Source organism: Terrirhizobium terrae (genome assembly GCF_030323265.1).
Lineage (GTDB): Bacteria > Pseudomonadota > Alphaproteobacteria > Rhizobiales > Rhizobiaceae > Neorhizobium.
Genome location: NZ_CP104992.1, coordinates 549,351 through 566,107 on the forward strand (window position 1 = coordinate 549,351; position 16,757 = coordinate 566,107).

The window sequence follows — 16,757 nt, forward strand, 5'->3', positions numbered from 1 at the left end:
AAGGCCAAACCTTTCCGTCCGGGCGAGGATGATATGCTTGTTTCAGTCATTGCATCGCGGGCGATGCCCCGATGATGGGCGGCTTCACGTTGTGGCGGGCCAACCGGGCCAGCACGTCTCCATTAAGTGTGCCCTTCACGCCGGGATGGCGGTGCGTGCCTTCCTCTGCGTAGGAAAGCGTCTGCGCGTCCGAGGGGCCGAACGTCATGAAAACGCCTACGCGATCCGGCTTCATGGTTATCTGGCGAATGATCCTGCGCGTTGTCGTGAATGCCTTCTGGGGATCGAGCCGGAGCCGCGGTCCAATCAATTCGAAGAGCTTGCGCAGGCTCCTGTCGACAGATGTCGGCGCCTGTCCGGCATGTTCTATGCGCACGTCAAAGATGATCGCGTCCCCCGCGCGCACGGCGAGCGCCTTAGCCGGCATGCTCTGCACCAGGCCCTTCAGATGGGATCGCGGTTTTACCTTCAACGTCGCTGGCGAACTTTCGTCCTGATCCTGCAGATAGAACGCGATCTTATAGACGCTGAAATCGTTGTCGCAGAAGATGCTCCCATCCTCGTAATGACGGTAATGGACAACGTCCGTGTGCCATGATGACGTCGTGTTGATCATCAGATCGCACTCGCCCGTGAGAACGGTGTCGAATGGCTGCGTGATCTCCTTGAGGCGATCAAGGATCATATCCGAAGTCAGCAATCTCGCGACTTCATCCGAGACATACATGGCATAAAGCTGGAACTTTCCACCATACTGGAAAGTCCCGGCGGACTTCAGGTGTCGACGAACGGTCGATCGCAACGTCTTCACCTGTTCGGGTGACAAGAGATTGCGGATGACCATATAGCCATCGGATCGCAGGTCGTTTTGAACCTGTGTCGCTTGATCTGGTACGCGTATCGCCGCACCGACCGGGCCATTCGCCCCGTCCTGGTGGTTCAGCATATCGTCCTCCCCGATATACCGCGGCGGGCCTCTCCCGCCTCGCTCACGCCAATGTGAATACGCCCGCTGCCCCGACAAGGTCAAACCGGCCTTTCGAGGTAAACACCTATCACAACTGCCGAGGCGGCAGGCCAAGGGGCGAAGATGCCTTACCCTCGATTGAGGGATAGGGCGTCAAACGGCGGGAGAATTTGCCACCAGGTCCCCACGATACCTTGCACGATGTATACGCACGCACAGGTTCAGACGATTGAGATGCACCGCCCATATGCATCAAGCGGACCTTTCGAGCGGCGGCTTCAGCCGACTGCTCCTCCGGACAGATGACCCCATCAGGGCCGCCTGAACAACGCCAGGCTGCGGCCTTCAAGCTCGAAATCCTTTTCCTTGGTGATGACGAGCCCGTGCTTTGCGGTGTCCGATGTCGTCATCTCCAGCACCCAGCCGCCCTCGCCGAATTGCGGGATGCGGAAGGGGACGTTGCCTTCGAACGGATTGAACAGCATCAAAACGTCATGCCAGATGCCCTCTTCCGTCTGCAGGTCGGGGCGACCGATATAGACGCCGAGCGTCGTGCCCTCGTCCCATTGCTCCGGCTGTTGGAAGCCACCGCCGGCGTTGAACCACTTGATGTCCATGCCATCGCGCCAGTTTTCGCGGCGAAGCAGCGGCTGTTCGGCGCGCAGCTTGATGATCTGGCGGGTGAACTCGCGTAGCGCCTCGCAGGTCTCCGGCAGGTCGTCCCAGTGGACCCAAGAGATCTCGCTGTCCTGCGCATAGCCGTTATTGTTGCCCATCTGGCTGCGGCCGAATTCGTCGCCGGCAAGCAGCATGGGCGTACCGTGTGAGAAGAAGAGCGTCGCAAGGAAATTGCGCTTCTGCCGGTCGCGCACCGCATTGATGCCCTCGTCTTCCGTCGGGCCTTCCTCTCCGTAATTGTAGGAACGGTTGTCGTTGTGGCCGTCGTTATTGTCTTCGCCATTCGCCTCGTTGTGCTTCTCGTTATAGGAAACGAGATCGTTCAGCGTGAAGCCGTCATGAGCGGTGATGAAATTGACCGATGCCCAGGGGCGACGGCCGCGCTGATCGTAGAGATCGCCCGAACCCAGCAGACGGGCGGCGAAATCGGTCGAGACATTGTCGCCCTTCCAGTATTCGCGCACCGTGTCGCGATATTTGTCGTTCCATTCAGCCCAGCCGGGCGGGAAGCCGCCGACCTGATAGCCTCCCGGGCCGATATCCCAGGGCTCGCCGATCAGCTTGAGCTTGGACAGGACCGGATCCTGGGTCATCGCATCGAAGAAGCCACCGCGCTGGTCGAAGCCTTCGGCTCGCGCCCGAGAATGGTGCCAAGATCGAAGCGGAAGCCGTCGACATGCATCGATTCCGCCCAGTAGCGCAGGCTGTCCATCACCATCTGCAGCACGCGCGGATGCGAGGTGTTCACCGTGTTACCGGTGCCGGTGTCGTTGATGTAATAGCGATGCTGGTCCGGCATCGTGCGATAATAGGAGAAGTTGTCGATGCCTTTGAACGAGAGCGTCGGGCCGAGCTCGTTGCCTTCGGCGGTGTGGTTGTAGACCACGTCGAGAATGACCTCGACGCCGGCATCGTGGAAGGCCCGCACCATGTCGCGAAAGCCCTGGATGCCGCGCGGGCCGTAATAACGTGAAGCCGGGGCGAAGAAGCCGAGCGTATTATAGCCCCAGAAATTCTTCAGGCCCTTGTCGAGCAGATGCTGGTCGTCCGGGAAATAATGGACGGGCAGAAGCTCCACCGAGGTGATGCCGAGGCTCTTGATATAGTCGACCGAGGCCTTGTGTCCCATGCCCTCGAACGTGCCGCGAAGCTCCTTCGGAATGGCGGAATTGAGCTGGGTAAAACCTTTCACATGGGTTTCGTAGAGCACGATCGCCGGCCAGGAGATGCTGGGGCGGTTATTGTCTTGCCAGTCGAACTCGTTCGGGTCGATCACCTTCGCCTTCGGGGTGAAAGGCGCGCTGTCTCGGCTGTCGAAGACGAGATCCTTGTCCTCGTGCAGGAGATCATAGGCGAAATGCGCCTCGTTCCACTGGATGTCGCCGACAAGCTCGCGCGCATAAGGATCGAGAAGCAGCTTGTTCGCGTTGAAGCGATGGCCGTTTTCCGGGTCGTACGGGCCGTGGACGCGAAAACCATAGAGCGCGCCGGGCTTCAGGCCGGGCACATAGCCATGCCAGATCTCATGGGTGTATTCCGGCAGATCGAGGCGGGCGATCTCGACCTTGCCGCTCGGATCATAAAGGCAGAGTTCGACACGCTCGGCATGGGCGGAGAACAGAGCAAAGTTGACGCCCTCGCCGTCGAAATTCGCGCCGAGTTGCGTCCAGTTGCCTGCTTCGATGGTGAACTGACTGCTCTTCATGTCCATGGCGCGCCCCTGTTGAGAAAATCAGCCTAACAATGGTGCATCGCGGCATTTGGTTCCCTGGCGAAACGCGGTGTTTTCAATCGCCGCAAACCGCCTATCTTCATTGCCAGAAGCAGGACCAGAAACAGGAGGAGACCGATGACGACGTCCCTGGCACCCGAAGAACTGGAAGGCCGATTGAACGCCCATCGCGAGCTGATGATCGAAATGCTGGCGGCGATGATCGGCGGCGAGGTGACGATCACCAGCTTCCTGCGCAAGCTGCGCGACGACGCGACGTTCAAGGACAATGAGGAAGATCCCGGCGTCGTGCCGGAGGAAGCTTTCGCGATCGAAAATGCTGCCGCCCGGGAAATCCGGTCCATCCTGGAAGCTGCCCGCGCCCGGGCTGCAGCCGACTGAAAGCGACAAATCCGAGAACTATTCACATTTATGGCGCCGCTGCCACGTTTATGGCTATTTCGTGGAACTAAGATGGCTGCACTACGTTCTTGTACCGGGAATGCGATGGAGGCGTCTATGGTCAGAGAATGGGTGGAAGCTGCAGGTTTCGTGATGGTGATCGCCGCCTGCTACATGATGGTTATTCCCGTCTGACGATTTAAGATCTCCTGAGGAGGAGATGCCCTGGCGTCCAAGGCGTTTCAGGGCGCCATGTCCTCGCGGCCTGCAACACTGGCCGCGAGGACATCAATGGCTCAACCACTCTTCCGATATGCGCTCACGAACTGTGACGCCTTGAAAAATTCCGGAACGAATTGCCCGCGGGGATTGTTTTCATCCTGTAACAGGCCCTGAACTCTCCGAATAATGAGCGGGACCGATACGGGAGATTATCATGAGACATCTTTTCAGAACTCTCAGAAACCGCTTCCTGCCTCCGCATGAAAAGCCAACCTTTGCGGCGGCGCATCCGAAGGAATTGCAGGTCGTCGTTCCCGATGCCGTCGTTCTGCCGCTTCCCAAGGCGCCACGCGACGAGATCAGCGTGCCCGCGTCGATCAATGGAAGGGACCTGTCTACCGGCCGTCTCTGACGGCCGAACAAGAGCCAGAAAGAACAACTCTAAAGGAGTGACACATGGCTGATATCAAATCCGCAAACATCCTCATTCTCGCCACCGACGGCTACGAGCGCTCGGAACTCAGAGTGCCGTTCGAAGAACTGACCAGACTCGGTGCGAAGGTGAAGATCGCCTCGATCAAGACCGGCGAAATCAAGAGCTGGGATGAGAAGGACTGGGGCGACACCGTCACCGTCGATCTGCAAGTCGGCGAAGTCGACGCTGAAGATTTCGACGCCCTGGTGCTGCCCGGCGGGCAGATCAACCCTGACGTCCTGCGCAACAACGAGGATGCGGTTCAGGTCGTGCGACAGTTCGTCGGCAGCGGCAAGCCCGTGGCTGCCATCTGTCATGGCCCGTGGCTGTTGGTCGAGGCTGATGCGCTTCGCGGCCGTCAGGCGACGTCCTACCGCTCGATCCGTACCGACCTTCGCAACGCCGGCGCCACATGGAGAGATGAAGCCGTCGTCGTCGATAACGGCATCATTACATCGCGCTCGCCGAAGGATCTGCCGCAATTCGTCGACAAGATCGTTGAAGAGGTGGCGGAAGGACGCCATCAGCGGCGTGCGGCGTGACGGCTGCCGGTTGATTTCAAACAAAACAGTTGTAAGGGTCGCCTTCCGGGCGGCCCTTTGCTCTAATGAGTAATCGCGTGAGCCCAAGATACGAGGGCTGCACCTCTAACGGTTGCAGACTTTGGCAACCTGGCCCCTCACATCAGCCGGCAGCTTTGCGGCTTCCATAAAGTCGGGATTGCGACACCTTCCGCCAATCTCGAAGGTTTTCCCCTCGATGCGGATACCAACCGTCTCGATGTCTTCACCCGCCTTCTGTCTTTCGATCGTGATCTGCTCCTGCAATGCGAAGCGGGCGAGAAGATATTGCGTGTTAGACATGCGCAGGTGCTGCCGCTGAAGGGCAACGAGCGCTTCGGTCACTTCTTTCAGCCTGTCGGTCAGGCTCTCGGCCAATGTGTCGGATTGTACGGCGAGATTTGGGTGGCCGGCAAACTCGTCGCCGACGGCGTGCCGCTCAGACACCGCAATTTGCCGCGGTATAGAAAAGCTTCGCAATGAACCTATCGTCGTCATTGAAAATCATTCCCGTCAGGATTGAGCAACTCTGACGGGAAAAACTTGCGCCAGCCTATCGCGTAAATCACGCTAGCCGATCGACGTGACCTTCAGGAACTCCACGAGCCTTGCCTCGCTGAGCCTCAGCCCCCGCGGCGGCTTCGTCGAGTTACCGGCATCCATCACCTTGCGCAGCGGCGCATCGTCCTCGGCAAGCTCAAGGATGCTCGGATGGATATAGCTGGAGCGGCAGACGGCCGGCGTATTCTGCAGTACTTCGGACGCAGCCTTGGTGAGTGCCTTGATCTTCGGCCTCCGGTCATCTTCATCGACCGTCTTCCACGCAGTTAGGAAGGCTGCAAGGCTGCCGCCCCAGGTGCGGAATGTCTTGGCGGAGACCGGAAAACCGGCCGCCTTGGCGAGATAGGCGTTGAGCCGGCCGGAATCGACCGGTCGCGGCGTGCCGTGTTCGTCGGGGAAGGAGAAGAGCTGGCGCCCGGGCAGGTCGGCGATCTCCTCCAGGATGCGCTGCAGGCGCGGATGTTTCAGCGTGTGCTGGACCCGCTTGCCGCCCTTGGCGGTGAACCGTAACAGCACCGCATCGCCGGACAGCACCATGTGCCGCTTCAGAAGCGTCGTCGCACCATAGGTGCGGTTCTCCTTGGCATAGGCACGGTTGCCGACGCGCAGATGGGTAACGTCCATCAACGCCGCCAGCGCGGCAAGCACGCAATCCGACTGGTCGAGGCCGAGCGCCAGATCACGCTTCACCTTGCGGCGGATCTTCGGCAGCGCCTCGCCGAAACGCAGCAGCTGGTCGAATTTCTGCTCGCTGCGAAAACTCTGCCATTCGGTATGGTAACGGTATTGCTTTCGCCCGCGGGAATCGTAGCCGGTGGCCTGCAGGTGGCCGCGCGGGTCGATGCAGATCCAGACATTCTCGTAGGCAGGCGGCAGACCGAGAGCCGCAATCCTGAGGCGATCGTCCTCGTCGGACAGCAGCAGACCATCCGGCATTTTGTAACAGAACCCATTGCCGCGCTTCAGCCGGCGGATGCCGGGTTCGGTATCGCTGACATAGGTAAGGCCGATGGCCTCAAGCGAGACCGCATCGATTTCAATGGTTTTGAGAGAGAGGTCCATGGCCGCTAAAACGGCGGCCGGAACCCTTCGTTCCCTAGTGGGCTAATAAATCAGACAATCAGATAGCAAGGCTGCGACGATCGTCCGCCGCGTCGCGCTCCAGGTTCGAGCGAGGCGCGACAAGCCGCCAGACCAAGCCTTCCGGGCGAAACTCGACATCAACCTTGCCGCTGAAGGCAGCGACGGCATGGCGCTGGATGATCGTGGTGCCGAAACCCTGGCGCGACGGCTCGTGAACCACCGGGCCGCCGGTTTCTTCCCAGACGAGCCGGATCTTCATGCCGCTCTCGTCATCCGCCTCGACATCGTCCCAGCTGATCCGCACCCTGCCCTGCGGCACCGACAGCGCGCCATATTTAACCGAATTCGTCGCCAGTTCGTGCAGCACGAGGCCGAGATTCTGGACCGCCTCGGCCTTCAGCATGAAATCGTCGCCCTGCATCAGCACGCGATCGTCGGCCTCGAAGGTCGACAGATGGATTTCGATCACGCGGCGCAGGCGCACCCCGGCCCATTGCTCCTTGGCAAGTGCTTCGATCGACTTGCCGAGCCCCTGGAGGCGGTTGGTGATCGCCCTCTGGAATTCAGGCATGGTCGTGTCCTGGCGGCCAAGTTGGCGCATCATCGCCTGGATCAGCGTCAAGATATTCTTCGTCCGGTGGACGAGCTCGTGCAGAATGAGGTGGATGCGGTCTTCTGCCTGGCTGCGGTCGAAGGAAGCGTTGGATAGCGCCACCGCGATCTGGTTCGCTTCGGTGATGCGTGTCTCGACGGGTGCCACGATCTCGCCCTTGCCGATCCGCTCCGCCATGTTGGCGATCTGTCGGATCGGGGTTCGAAGCTGGCGCCCGATCGCATAGGCGAGCAGGACGGCGAGAGCGAGGAAGATCGCCCCGCCGGCCACGAGCTGTCGGAACGTCGTCAGGATGCCGGCCTGGGCCGTCTCGATCGGCCCCCAGACAACTGCCTTCCAGGTCCAGCCGGTGATCTGGGCATAGCCGTACATCTGCTTGCCGTCGCCATCGACATCCTCGATCGTGCCCTTGAAGCCGGTCATCAACCGCAATGTATTGTCCGGGAAAGGTTCGCCGGAGGTGATCTTGTCGGCGCCGACCGAAAGCACGACCTTGCCCTGGCCATCGACCACAGCGGCCGACCATCCATCGGGCAGGCCCTCGATCGAGATCAGCTTCTGCAGGTCGTCGGCATTCTGCGTCATGATGATCGCATCGCCGGAACGCGAGATTTCGGCGGGTACGGGCATCGCGACGTTGAATACCCATTTGTTGCTCGTCCTGCCGTAGAAGACGTCCGACACCTCGGTAATGCCGGATTTCAATACGGATTCGAGCGCCGGCATGTTCGACATCTTGCCGAGCGGCTCGCCGAAGGGCGAGCGTGTGTTGAGCCGCTGCTGGCCGTCCTTGTCGACGGTGATCACATAGACCGAATTGGAGCGAAGACTACGCTGCGTGCGATCATGGAAGGCTCTGAGGTCACCACCTTCAAGTTCCGGCGAAGTCAGGAGAAGACGCAGCGTGGTCGCCATGTCCTGAAGCTCGCGATCGACCGAGCGGGCGATCAGCTGGGCATCCTCTGCCGTTTCGCTCGCCAGTCCCTCGCGTTCCTGCCCCTCCAGTTGCAGGACGAGGAATCCGACAAAGGCAAGCAGCGGCAGGGCGACAACGATCACCAGGGCGACCAGATAGGCGCCAATCGAAGCTGTTGGGAAAAGACGCGAAAACCTAAGCATTCCGCAGTCTTGCACCCAAGATATCGCAGCGGGCATGTGCCCGCCCGATCGTCTTTGACATTTTTACGTCCCGCCCTACGCCAATACATCTCAGCGGAACTTTTCTAACCGCTTTTGCGGGTAACGCAAAGAAATGATTGGCGCAATTCGCACGCCATCACAGGTTTGGACAAGTTTGCCGCAGGTCAGCCGATGCGGTTGCCCGTCTCGGGATCGAAGACGACCGCCTTGTCGAGGTTGAAGACGAAGCGGAAGGTCTGGCCGGGCGCAACCGCGGTCTCGGCGCGGGCGCGGCCTGTAAACGTCGTGCCATCGAGCTTTCCGGTCACGAACGTATCGGAGCCGGTGGGCTCGACGATCGTCACCTCGGCTTCGACATGAGCGGTCGCGCTGGCTGCGGCGTCAGCCGAACCCTCGTCGGAGATCGCTTCCGGGCGCAGGCCGAGGATGACGTCCTTGCCCTCTGGAATTGCCGTCGTGACCGATGGCGGTACCTTGACGGTCACACCTTTCGCCCCGAACAGCGAAATGCCACCGGGCACGACCTTGCCCTTGAGCATGTTCATCGCCGGCGAGCCCATAAAATCGGCGACAAAGAGATTGGCCGGGCGATTGTAGATTTCGGCCGGCGTGCCGACCTGCTGAACCATGCCCTCCTTCAACACGACGATCTTGGTGGCGAGCGTCATCGCCTCGATCTGGTCATGGGTGACGTAGACGATCGTGGCATGGGTGTTCTGGTGCAGCGCCTTGATTTCGGCCCGCACCTCGACGCGCAGTTTCGCATCGAGGTTGGAGAGCGGTTCGTCGAACAGGAAGACGCGCGGCTTGCGCACCAGCGCACGGCCCATGGCGACGCGCTGGCGCTGGCCGCCGGACAACTGGCTCGGGCGGCGGGTGAGCAGATGCTCGATCTGCAGGGTTTTCGCCACCTGGGCAACAGCCTTTGCACGCTCGGTCTTGTCGATGCCGCGCATTTCCAGCGCGAACGCAATGTTCTCCTCCACCGTCATGTTCGGATAGAGCGCATAGGACTGGAAGACCATGGCTATGTCGCGCTTCGACGGATGCAGGTCCGTGACCACCTGGCCGTCGATGACGATATCGCCCGACGACGGCGGCAGGAGGCCGGCAATGGCATTGAGAAGCGTGGACTTGCCGCAGCCGGAGGGACCGACGAGCACGAGAAAGCCGCCCTTTTCCAGCTCGATGTCGATGCCCTTGAGGATTTCGACATTGCCGATCTTCTTGCGGATGTTCCTGATTTCGAGAAAGCTCATTGCGGTTATCCCTTGACTGCGCCGGCCATGAGACCGCGCACGAAATAGCGTCCGGCGACGACATAGACGAACAAGGTCGGAAGCGCCGCGAACACGGCCGCCGCCATATCCACATTGTATTCCTTGACGCCGGTGGAGGAGGAAACGAGGTTGTTGAGCGCCACCGTCATCGGCGAGGACGTGCCGGACGAGAAGGAAACCCCGAACAGAAAATCGTTCCAGATATTGGTGAACTGGTAGATGACGGTGACGACGATGATCGGCCCCGAGCTCGGCAGCAGGATGCGCCAGAAGATGCGGAAGAAGCCTGCGCCGTCGATCATCGCGGCCTTCACCAACTCATCCGGAAACGCCTCGTAATAGTTGCGGAAGAACAGCGTCGTGAAGCCGAGGCCATAGATGACGTGGACCATGACGAGACCGGTCGTGGAATTGGACAGCCCCATCAGACCCAGCAGCCGCGCCATCGGGATCAGCACCGCCTGGAACGGAATGAAGCAGGCAAACAGCATCATGCCGAAGACCAGCTTGTGGCCCGGGAAACGCCATTTCGTCAGCACATAGCCGTTCAGCGCGCCCAAGAGCGTCGAGATAATGACGGCCGGAACGACCATCTTGATAGAGTTCCAGAAATAGCCCTTGATGCCGACGCAGGAGACGCCGATGCAGGCCTCGCCCCAGGCCTTGACCCAGGCCGCGATCGACGGATCGGTCGGCAGCGCCAGCATGTCGCCGCCGCGGATCTCGTCGAGCGATTTCAGGGACGTCGACAGCATGACGTAGAGCGGCAGCAGATAGGCGACCGCCAGCACGATCAGCGCGGCATATATGAAATAGCGGGCGAAGCGCGCGGAGCCGGCGCTGACTGTTTCCTGTGCGGCGCTCATTGTTTCTTCTCCCGCAGTTCGGAATAGAGATACGGGACGATGATCGCAGTGATGCCCATCAGCATCATCACTGCGCTCGCCGAACCGACATTCATCTGGTTGCGGTTGAACGTATAGGAATACATGAAGGTGGACGGCAGCTCGGTCGCATTGCCCGGCCCGCCGCCGGTGAGCGCGATCACGAGGTCGTAGGACTTGATCGCCATATGCGCGAGCACGATGAAGGCCGACAGGAAGATCGGGCGCAACAGCGGAATGATGATCCGCCGGTAGATCGAAACGGTCGACGCGCCGTCGATCTGTGCCGCCTTGATGATCTCGCCGTCAATGCCGCGCAGGCCCGCGAGGAACATCGCCATGATGAAGCCCGAGGCCTGCCAGACGCCGGCGATGACGACGGTGTAGATGGCCATGTTGGGGTTGACGAGCCAGTCGAAGGTAAAGCTTTCCCAGCCGAGATTGCGCATCGTGTGTTCCAGCCCGAGGCCCGGGTTGAGGAACCACTTCCATGCCGTACCGGTGACGACGAAGGAGAGCGCCATCGGATAGAGGAAGATCGGTCTGAGCACGCCTTCGGCGCGGATGCGCTGGTCCATCAGGATGGCGATGAACAGACCGATCGCGGTGCAGAGCGCGATGTAGAGAATGCCGAAAATGGCGAGGTTCTGCATCGCCACATACCAGTTTGGCTGCGACCAGAGCCGGAAATAGGCATCGAACCCGCCCCATTTATAGACCGGCAGGATGCGCGACGTCGTGAAGGACAGCGTGATCGTCCAGAGGATGAAGCCGTAGACGAAGACCAGGATGATTGCGAAGGACGGTGCCAGCACCAGCTTCGGCAGGCCGTTGCGCAGCGTATCGCCGAGGCTTCGGCCGGGCCGTTCGGGGACCACGGCAGGTACGGGGTCGATTGTCGTCATGGGGGTCTCCGGCGGGGTAGCATGATCCTGCAAGGGGATCGGCACACAGACCCCTCACCAACAAAATCTAAGACTTAGCCCTTGGCTAAGATCTTGATTTTGTAACCTCTCCCACCAAGGGAGAGGTAAACTCGCGGTTGGCGCGGCGTCCTTATCTCTCCCCTTGTGGGAGAGAAAGCGATTTCAAGATCTTAGCTTCAGCTAAGTCTTAGAAATTGCAAGTGAGGGGATCTCTCCCCTCACCGCGCAACTCACATCACTTCGCAGCAGCAACCGCTTCCGGCAGACGCTTCAGGGCAGCATCCGTCGTCAGCTGGCCGTTCAAGTGCTGGGTGATGACGTCGAGCATGGCTTCCTTGATGGCGGCCGGCTGGGCGTAACCGTGGGCTAGCGAGCCCATCAGCGTGCCCTTGGAGGACGCCTCTGCGAGGTCCTTCATGCCCTTCTTGGCGCAATCGTCGAATTCCGTGTCCGGAATGTCGGTCCGGGCCGGAACCGAGCCCTTCACCTTGTTGAAGGCGATCTGGAAGCTCGGGTTTTCGACGGCCGAAGCCATCTTCATCTGCGCGTCCTTCTGCTCGTCGCCCACGTCGAACATCATGAACTGGTCGGCGTTGAAGAGCACGGAGCCCTGCGTGCCCGGGAAGCGGATGCAGACGAAATCGGTGCCCGGCTTCTTGTTGGCACGCAGCCATTCGCCCTTCGACCAGTCGCCCATTTCCTGCGCGCCGGCCTTGCCTTCGATGACGAGGGCGGTCGACAGGTTCCATTCGCGGCCCGAGAAGTTCGGGTCGAAATAGGTGCAGATCTTCGACATGTCGTCGAAGACCTGCTTCATCGTGTCACTGGTCAGCGCTTCCGGATCGGCTTCGAGCACGGCCTTCTTGTAGAAGTCCGGACCGCCGCGGGACAGAACCACGGCTTCCCAGAGCGTGCCATCCTGCCACGGAACGCCGCCGTGGGCGAGCGCGGTGATGCCCTGTTCCTTAAACTTGTCGAGCAGTGCGAACAACTCGTCCATGTTCGTCGGTTCCTTGGCGCCGGCCTTGTCCAGCGCGGCCTTGTTCAGCCACAGCCAGTTGGTCGAGTGGATGTTGACCGGGGCTGCGACCCAGCTGCCGTCATACTTGGAGAATTCCTGCAGTGCCGGCGGGATGACCTTGTCCCAGCCTTCCTTGGCGGCGAGGTCATCGAGGTTTGCGGCGACGCCCATTTCGGACCAGTCGCGCAGGTCGAAGCCGAGCAGCTGGACGGCGGTCGGCGGGTCGCCTGCGGTGACGCGGGCGCGAAGCGCGGTCATGGCGGCGGAACCTGCACCACCGGCGACCGGCATGTCCTTCCAGGAAACGCCCTCCTTCTGGAGGTTTTCCTTCAGCACGTTGAGCGCCGCGGCTTCGCCGCCGGACGTCCACCAATGCAGCACTTCGACCTGCTCCTGCGCCTTGGCGGCACCCGCCGTCATCGCGATCAGGGCAGCGCCGGCAGCGAGTTTGCTGATAGCACGAATGTTCATTGATTATCTCCCTCTAATCCGGGCTCCTCTCCGGATAGGGGAATTTATAACGATATAAACGCGGGACGTGTCAACCCACAGCCATAGGTTTTCGCCCGTCTTTCCGATCAACTCTTATCGGTTTGATTTTCATCAAGGAAATTGTGGCGATAAGCCGAATTTGCAGGTTGGTGAAAAAATTTCTGGAAATCGTCACGGAATTTGTAACGATATATATCGAGGTGTTCGACGCATTGGCGTCGGACCGGAGGACATGACATGCCGCTGGATGATGCGGAAGGCGACGGCCGGGCCGGCAGGCCCGCAAACCCGGCCGGGAGTTCCGGCTCCCGAACCAAGCCGACATTGAAGACGATTGCCGAACTGACCGGGCTTGCGGTGACGACCGTATCCCGCGCGCTGGGCGACGATCCGCATATTGCCAGGGAGACGCGCCAGCGCGTGCAGGAGGCAGCAAGCCAGCTCGGCTACCTGCCCGACCGGGCGGCGCAGCGCCTGCGCACCGGCCGCACCAATGTCATCAGCCTCATCCTCGATCCGCATGAGGAAATTCTCGGTTACGGCACGTCGATGATCCGCGGCATGACGGCGGCGCTGCGCGGCACGCCCTATCACCTCGTCATCACGCCGCATTTTTCCGACACGCCGCAGATCGATCCGGTGAGGCACATCGTCCGCAACAGGATGGCCGACGGCATTCTGTTCAGCCGCACCGAGCCGTCCGACGAGCGGGTGAAATTTCTGGTGGAGGCCGGCTTTCCCTTCGTCTGTCACGGAAGGACGGAGCTCGCGACGCCGCATCCTTACGTCGATTACGACAACTACCTCTTCACCTACAATGCGGCCAAGAGGCTGATCGCATCCGGCTGTCGGCGGCTGTTCATCATCCTGCCGCCGGAACGCTTCACGTTCCACCACCACATGCGCCACGGCTTCATGACGGCGGTGAGGAGGAAGGCGTCGGCTTCGAGATCGCCAGCGGCATCACGCTGGACAGCAAGGCCGATGCAGTGCGTGAGCATGTCGCCGCCCGGCTTGCGCAAGGCGATCCACCGGACGGCTTCATCTGCGGCGGCGAAGTGTCGGCCATGGCGGTGATGTCGGCGGCACACGACCTCGGGCTCGAGATCGACCGCGATGTCAGGCTGGTGGCCAAGCAGACGTCCGGCCTGTTCGACCAGGTCAGGCCGCGGATCGAGACGATCTATGAGGATCTGTCGGAAGCCGGAATGTTGATGGCGGCGCTGCTGCTCAAGGGGATTGCGGGGGCAACGCCGGTGGGGGAATTGCAGGCGGTGCTGAGGGTGTGACGTTACTCTCCGTGGACAACACCCCCTCTGCCCTGCCGGGCATCTCCCCCACAAGGGGAGATCACATGCGGCACGTTCACCACTTCCATTGAGCTGTGAGTCATCAGGGTCGGATGATGTTGAAACGAGGAGCAGGCGCCCAGCTAATCTCCCCTTGTGGGGGAGATGGCCGGCAGGCCAGAGGGGCCGGCTAGCGCCGACGCCCCCATGCTCACACTATCAATCCTCCTCGACAAACACCTCCTCGCGCTTCTTCCTGACACTCGGCAGGAACACCACCACCAGCACGATGGCTGCGATGAACAGCAGGCCGGCGCTGATCGGCCGCGTGACGAAGGTGGTCGCATCACCGCGCGACAGGATCATCGCACGGCGCAGGTTTTCTTCCAGAAGCGGCCCGAGCACGAAGCCGAGCAGCAGCGGTGCGGGCTCGCAGCGCAGCTTCAGCAGCAGGTAGCCGAGCAAGCCGAAGAAGGCGACGGCATAGAGGTCGTAGACGTTGGAATTGACGCTGTAGACCCCGATCGAGCAGAAGGCCATGATGATCGGGAAGAGCAGGTAATAAGGGATGGTCAGCAGCTTCACCCACAGCCCGATCAGAGGTAGATTGAGGATGACGAGCATCAGGTTGCCGATCCACATCGAAGCGATGATGCCCCAGAACAGCGCCGGCTGTTCCGACGCTACATTCGGCCCCGGAACGATACCCTGGATGATCATCGCGCCGATCATCAGTGCCATGACCGGGTTCGCCGGAATGCCCAGCGTCAGAAGCGGAATGAACGAGGTCTGCGCACCTGCATTGTTGGCCGATTCAGGTCCGGCGACGCCCGCAACGGCACCGTGGCCGAACTCCTCGGGACGTTTCGAGACCTTCTTTTCCACCGTATAGGAGGCAAACGAGGCAAGGATCGCGCCGCCGCCCGGCAGGATGCCGAGGACCGAGCCGATCGCCGTGCCGCGCAGCACCGGTGCGATCATCTCGCGGATATCCTCGCGGCTCGGCATCAGGCCGGAAACCTTCGCCATCAGCACTTCGCGGGTCCGCTCGTTTTCGAGGTTGCGCAGGATTTCCGCGATACCGAAGACACCGACGGCGACGGCGACGAAATTCAATCCGTCGGCATATTCGCGGATGCCGAGGGTGAAGCGCGGCGCGCCGGTATAGATATCCGTGCCGACAAGGCCCAAGAGCAGGCCAAGCGCCACCATGGCGAGCGCCTTAATGACCGAACCGTGTGCGAGCGCAATGGACGAGACGAGACCGACGACCATCAGCGAGAAATATTCAGCGGCACCGAATTGCAGCGCAATTTCGGTCAGCGGCGGCGCGAAGATGGCGACGAGGAAGGTCGAGACGGTACCAGCGAAGAATGAGCCGATCGCGGCGATCGCGAGCGCCGCCCCCGCCTTGCCCTTGCGGGCCATCTGGTAGCCGTCGATGGCGGTGACGGCCGAGGAAGACTCGCCCGGCATATTGATCAGGATCGCCGTGGTCGAGCCACCATATTGGGCGCCGTAATAGATGCCTGCGAGCATGATCAGCGACGAAACGGGCTCGAGCTGGAAGGTGATCGGCAACAGCATAGCGATCGTCGCCGTCGCGCCGATACCGGGCAACACGCCGATCAGCGTGCCGAGCAATACCCCGATCAGGCAGAAGAACAGGTTGTAGATCGAGCCGGCGGTCTGGAAGCCGAGGAGAAGGTTATTGAACAGATCCATCAGTCAATTCCTAAAACCGGACCCAAGGTCCGAAGCGCTGGAACGGCAGGCCGAGCCCGTATGAAAAGACGAGCACGGAAAAGGCCGTGAGCAGCGCCGCGAGCACGACAGCCTTGAGCGGCGTCATCTTGTGCGAGGCGAAAGCACCGATCAGCCCGGTGAAGAACAGCGCCGGCACGAAGCCGAGGCCGCGCACCGTGATGCCGAAGAAGATCGGCGCTGCGAGGATGAAGACGATGCCGCGCCAGGCGATCGGCCCGATCGGCTCGCTGGCTGCGGCGCGAAAGGCCTGGATGAGGATGATCGCGCCGAACAGGATCAGCGCCAGCGCCAGAATGAACGGAAAATAGCCCGGCCCCATGCGGAACGCCGTGCCGAGTTCAAGTTCGATCGACTGATAGGCGAAAAAGATGCCGGTCAGCACCAGCAGCACGCCGCAGATCAGGTTTGCCTTGTCGATTGACTGGGAATTCATGGTGTCTCCGTTTGTGTGGGAGATGGTCTTGCGTTGATGGCTGGAGCAAGTTCGCCCCCTCTGCCCTGCCGGGCATCTCCCCCACATGTGGGGAGATCAGCTGGGGGACCGCTCACCAATCAACTTTGGCGTTTGCATTCTATGCTTCTTCTGACCACTCAACGTCTGTTGGACGCGGTGATCATGAGGCGCGTGATCCCCCCTTGTGGGGGAGATGGCCAGCAGGCCAGAGGGGGGTAGAGCGTGCTCCAGC

General features: G+C 60.8%; 15 protein-coding genes and 1 pseudogene. 5 read left to right on the top strand and 11 right to left on the bottom strand.

Features of this window, described 5'->3' with window-relative positions; genetic code table 11:
- Window positions 1-46: 46 nt before the first annotated feature.
- A complete protein-coding gene (locus tag N7E02_RS10725; RefSeq protein WP_286581903.1) occupies window positions 47-1,030 on the bottom strand; it encodes a phytanoyl-CoA dioxygenase family protein in 984 nt (327 codons plus the stop codon).
- 248 nt (window positions 1,031-1,278) lie between these two features.
- A pseudogene (gene glgX / locus N7E02_RS10730) lies at window positions 1,279-3,356 on the bottom strand (glycogen debranching protein GlgX).
- A 138-nt stretch (window positions 3,357-3,494) separates the two neighbouring features.
- Between glgX and N7E02_RS10735 the strand changes: the two are divergent.
- The 3 genes from N7E02_RS10735 to N7E02_RS10745 all read left to right on the top strand — a co-directional run bounded on the left by N7E02_RS10735 (window position 3,495) and on the right by N7E02_RS10745 (window position 4,997).
- Entirely contained in the window at window positions 3,495-3,758 is a 264-nt protein-coding gene (locus N7E02_RS10735; protein ID WP_286581904.1) for a hypothetical protein, read from the top strand.
- A 436-nt stretch (window positions 3,759-4,194) separates the two neighbouring features.
- Window positions 4,195-4,392: a hypothetical protein gene (locus tag N7E02_RS10740; protein ID WP_286581905.1), complete on the top strand. Its 198-nt coding sequence runs from the start codon at window positions 4,195-4,197 to the stop codon at window positions 4,390-4,392.
- A 44-nt stretch (window positions 4,393-4,436) separates the two neighbouring features.
- Entirely contained in the window at window positions 4,437-4,997 is a 561-nt protein-coding gene (locus tag N7E02_RS10745; protein ID WP_286581906.1) for a type 1 glutamine amidotransferase domain-containing protein, read from the top strand.
- A 105-nt stretch (window positions 4,998-5,102) separates the two neighbouring features.
- Here the strand turns inward: N7E02_RS10745 and N7E02_RS10750 are convergent, their stop codons facing one another.
- The 7 genes from N7E02_RS10750 to N7E02_RS10780 all read right to left on the bottom strand — a co-directional run bounded on the left by N7E02_RS10750 (window position 5,103) and on the right by N7E02_RS10780 (window position 12,994).
- Window positions 5,103-5,462, bottom strand: coding sequence for a hypothetical protein (locus N7E02_RS10750; RefSeq protein WP_286581907.1), 360 nt, complete (start codon window positions 5,460-5,462; stop codon window positions 5,103-5,105).
- Between the two features lie 123 nt (window positions 5,463-5,585).
- Window positions 5,586-6,611, bottom strand: coding sequence for a DNA topoisomerase IB (locus N7E02_RS10755; protein ID WP_286583761.1), 1,026 nt, complete (start codon window positions 6,609-6,611; stop codon window positions 5,586-5,588).
- Window positions 6,612-6,696: 85 nt separating this feature from the next.
- A complete protein-coding gene (locus N7E02_RS10760; protein ID WP_286581908.1) occupies window positions 6,697-8,391 on the bottom strand; it encodes a sensor histidine kinase in 1,695 nt (564 codons plus the stop codon).
- Window positions 8,392-8,576: 185 nt separating this feature from the next.
- Complete coding sequence (locus N7E02_RS10765) at window positions 8,577-9,671, bottom strand: ABC transporter ATP-binding protein (RefSeq protein WP_286581909.1); 1,095 nt, start codon at window positions 9,669-9,671, stop codon at window positions 8,577-8,579.
- A gap of 5 nt (window positions 9,672-9,676) precedes the next feature.
- Window positions 9,677-10,558 carry a carbohydrate ABC transporter permease gene (locus N7E02_RS10770; protein ID WP_286581910.1) on the bottom strand — a complete coding sequence of 294 codons (882 nt, stop codon included), beginning with the start codon at window positions 10,556-10,558 and terminating at the stop codon, window positions 9,677-9,679.
- Window positions 10,555-11,481 (bottom strand): carbohydrate ABC transporter permease, encoded by a 927-nt coding sequence (locus N7E02_RS10775; protein WP_286581911.1) that lies wholly within the window; start codon window positions 11,479-11,481, stop codon window positions 10,555-10,557. The genes N7E02_RS10770 and N7E02_RS10775 overlap by 4 nt, the downstream gene beginning before the upstream one ends.
- A gap of 256 nt (window positions 11,482-11,737) precedes the next feature.
- The gene (locus tag N7E02_RS10780) at window positions 11,738-12,994 is read right to left on the bottom strand and encodes an ABC transporter substrate-binding protein (protein ID WP_374730685.1); all 1,257 of its coding nucleotides are present in this window, start codon (window positions 12,992-12,994) and stop codon (window positions 11,738-11,740) included.
- Between the two features lie 258 nt (window positions 12,995-13,252).
- On the opposite strand from N7E02_RS10780, the gene N7E02_RS10785 reads away from it, so the two are divergent.
- Window positions 13,253-14,092 (top strand): LacI family DNA-binding transcriptional regulator, encoded by an 840-nt coding sequence (locus N7E02_RS10785; protein WP_353622871.1) that lies wholly within the window; start codon window positions 13,253-13,255, stop codon window positions 14,090-14,092.
- A complete protein-coding gene (locus tag N7E02_RS29590; RefSeq protein WP_353622872.1) occupies window positions 14,005-14,304 on the top strand; it encodes a substrate-binding domain-containing protein in 300 nt (99 codons plus the stop codon). The genes N7E02_RS10785 and N7E02_RS29590 overlap by 88 nt, the downstream gene beginning before the upstream one ends.
- A 219-nt stretch (window positions 14,305-14,523) precedes the next feature.
- Here N7E02_RS29590 and N7E02_RS10790 read toward each other — a convergent pair whose 3' ends face one another.
- Both N7E02_RS10790 and N7E02_RS10795 read right to left on the bottom strand, forming a co-directional pair.
- Window positions 14,524-16,029 carry a tripartite tricarboxylate transporter permease gene (locus tag N7E02_RS10790; RefSeq protein ID WP_286581912.1) on the bottom strand — a complete coding sequence of 502 codons (1,506 nt, stop codon included), beginning with the start codon at window positions 16,027-16,029 and terminating at the stop codon, window positions 14,524-14,526.
- A gap of 10 nt (window positions 16,030-16,039) precedes the next feature.
- Complete coding sequence (locus N7E02_RS10795; protein ID WP_286581913.1) at window positions 16,040-16,504, bottom strand: tripartite tricarboxylate transporter TctB family protein; 465 nt, start codon at window positions 16,502-16,504, stop codon at window positions 16,040-16,042.
- Window positions 16,505-16,757 lie beyond the last annotated feature (253 nt).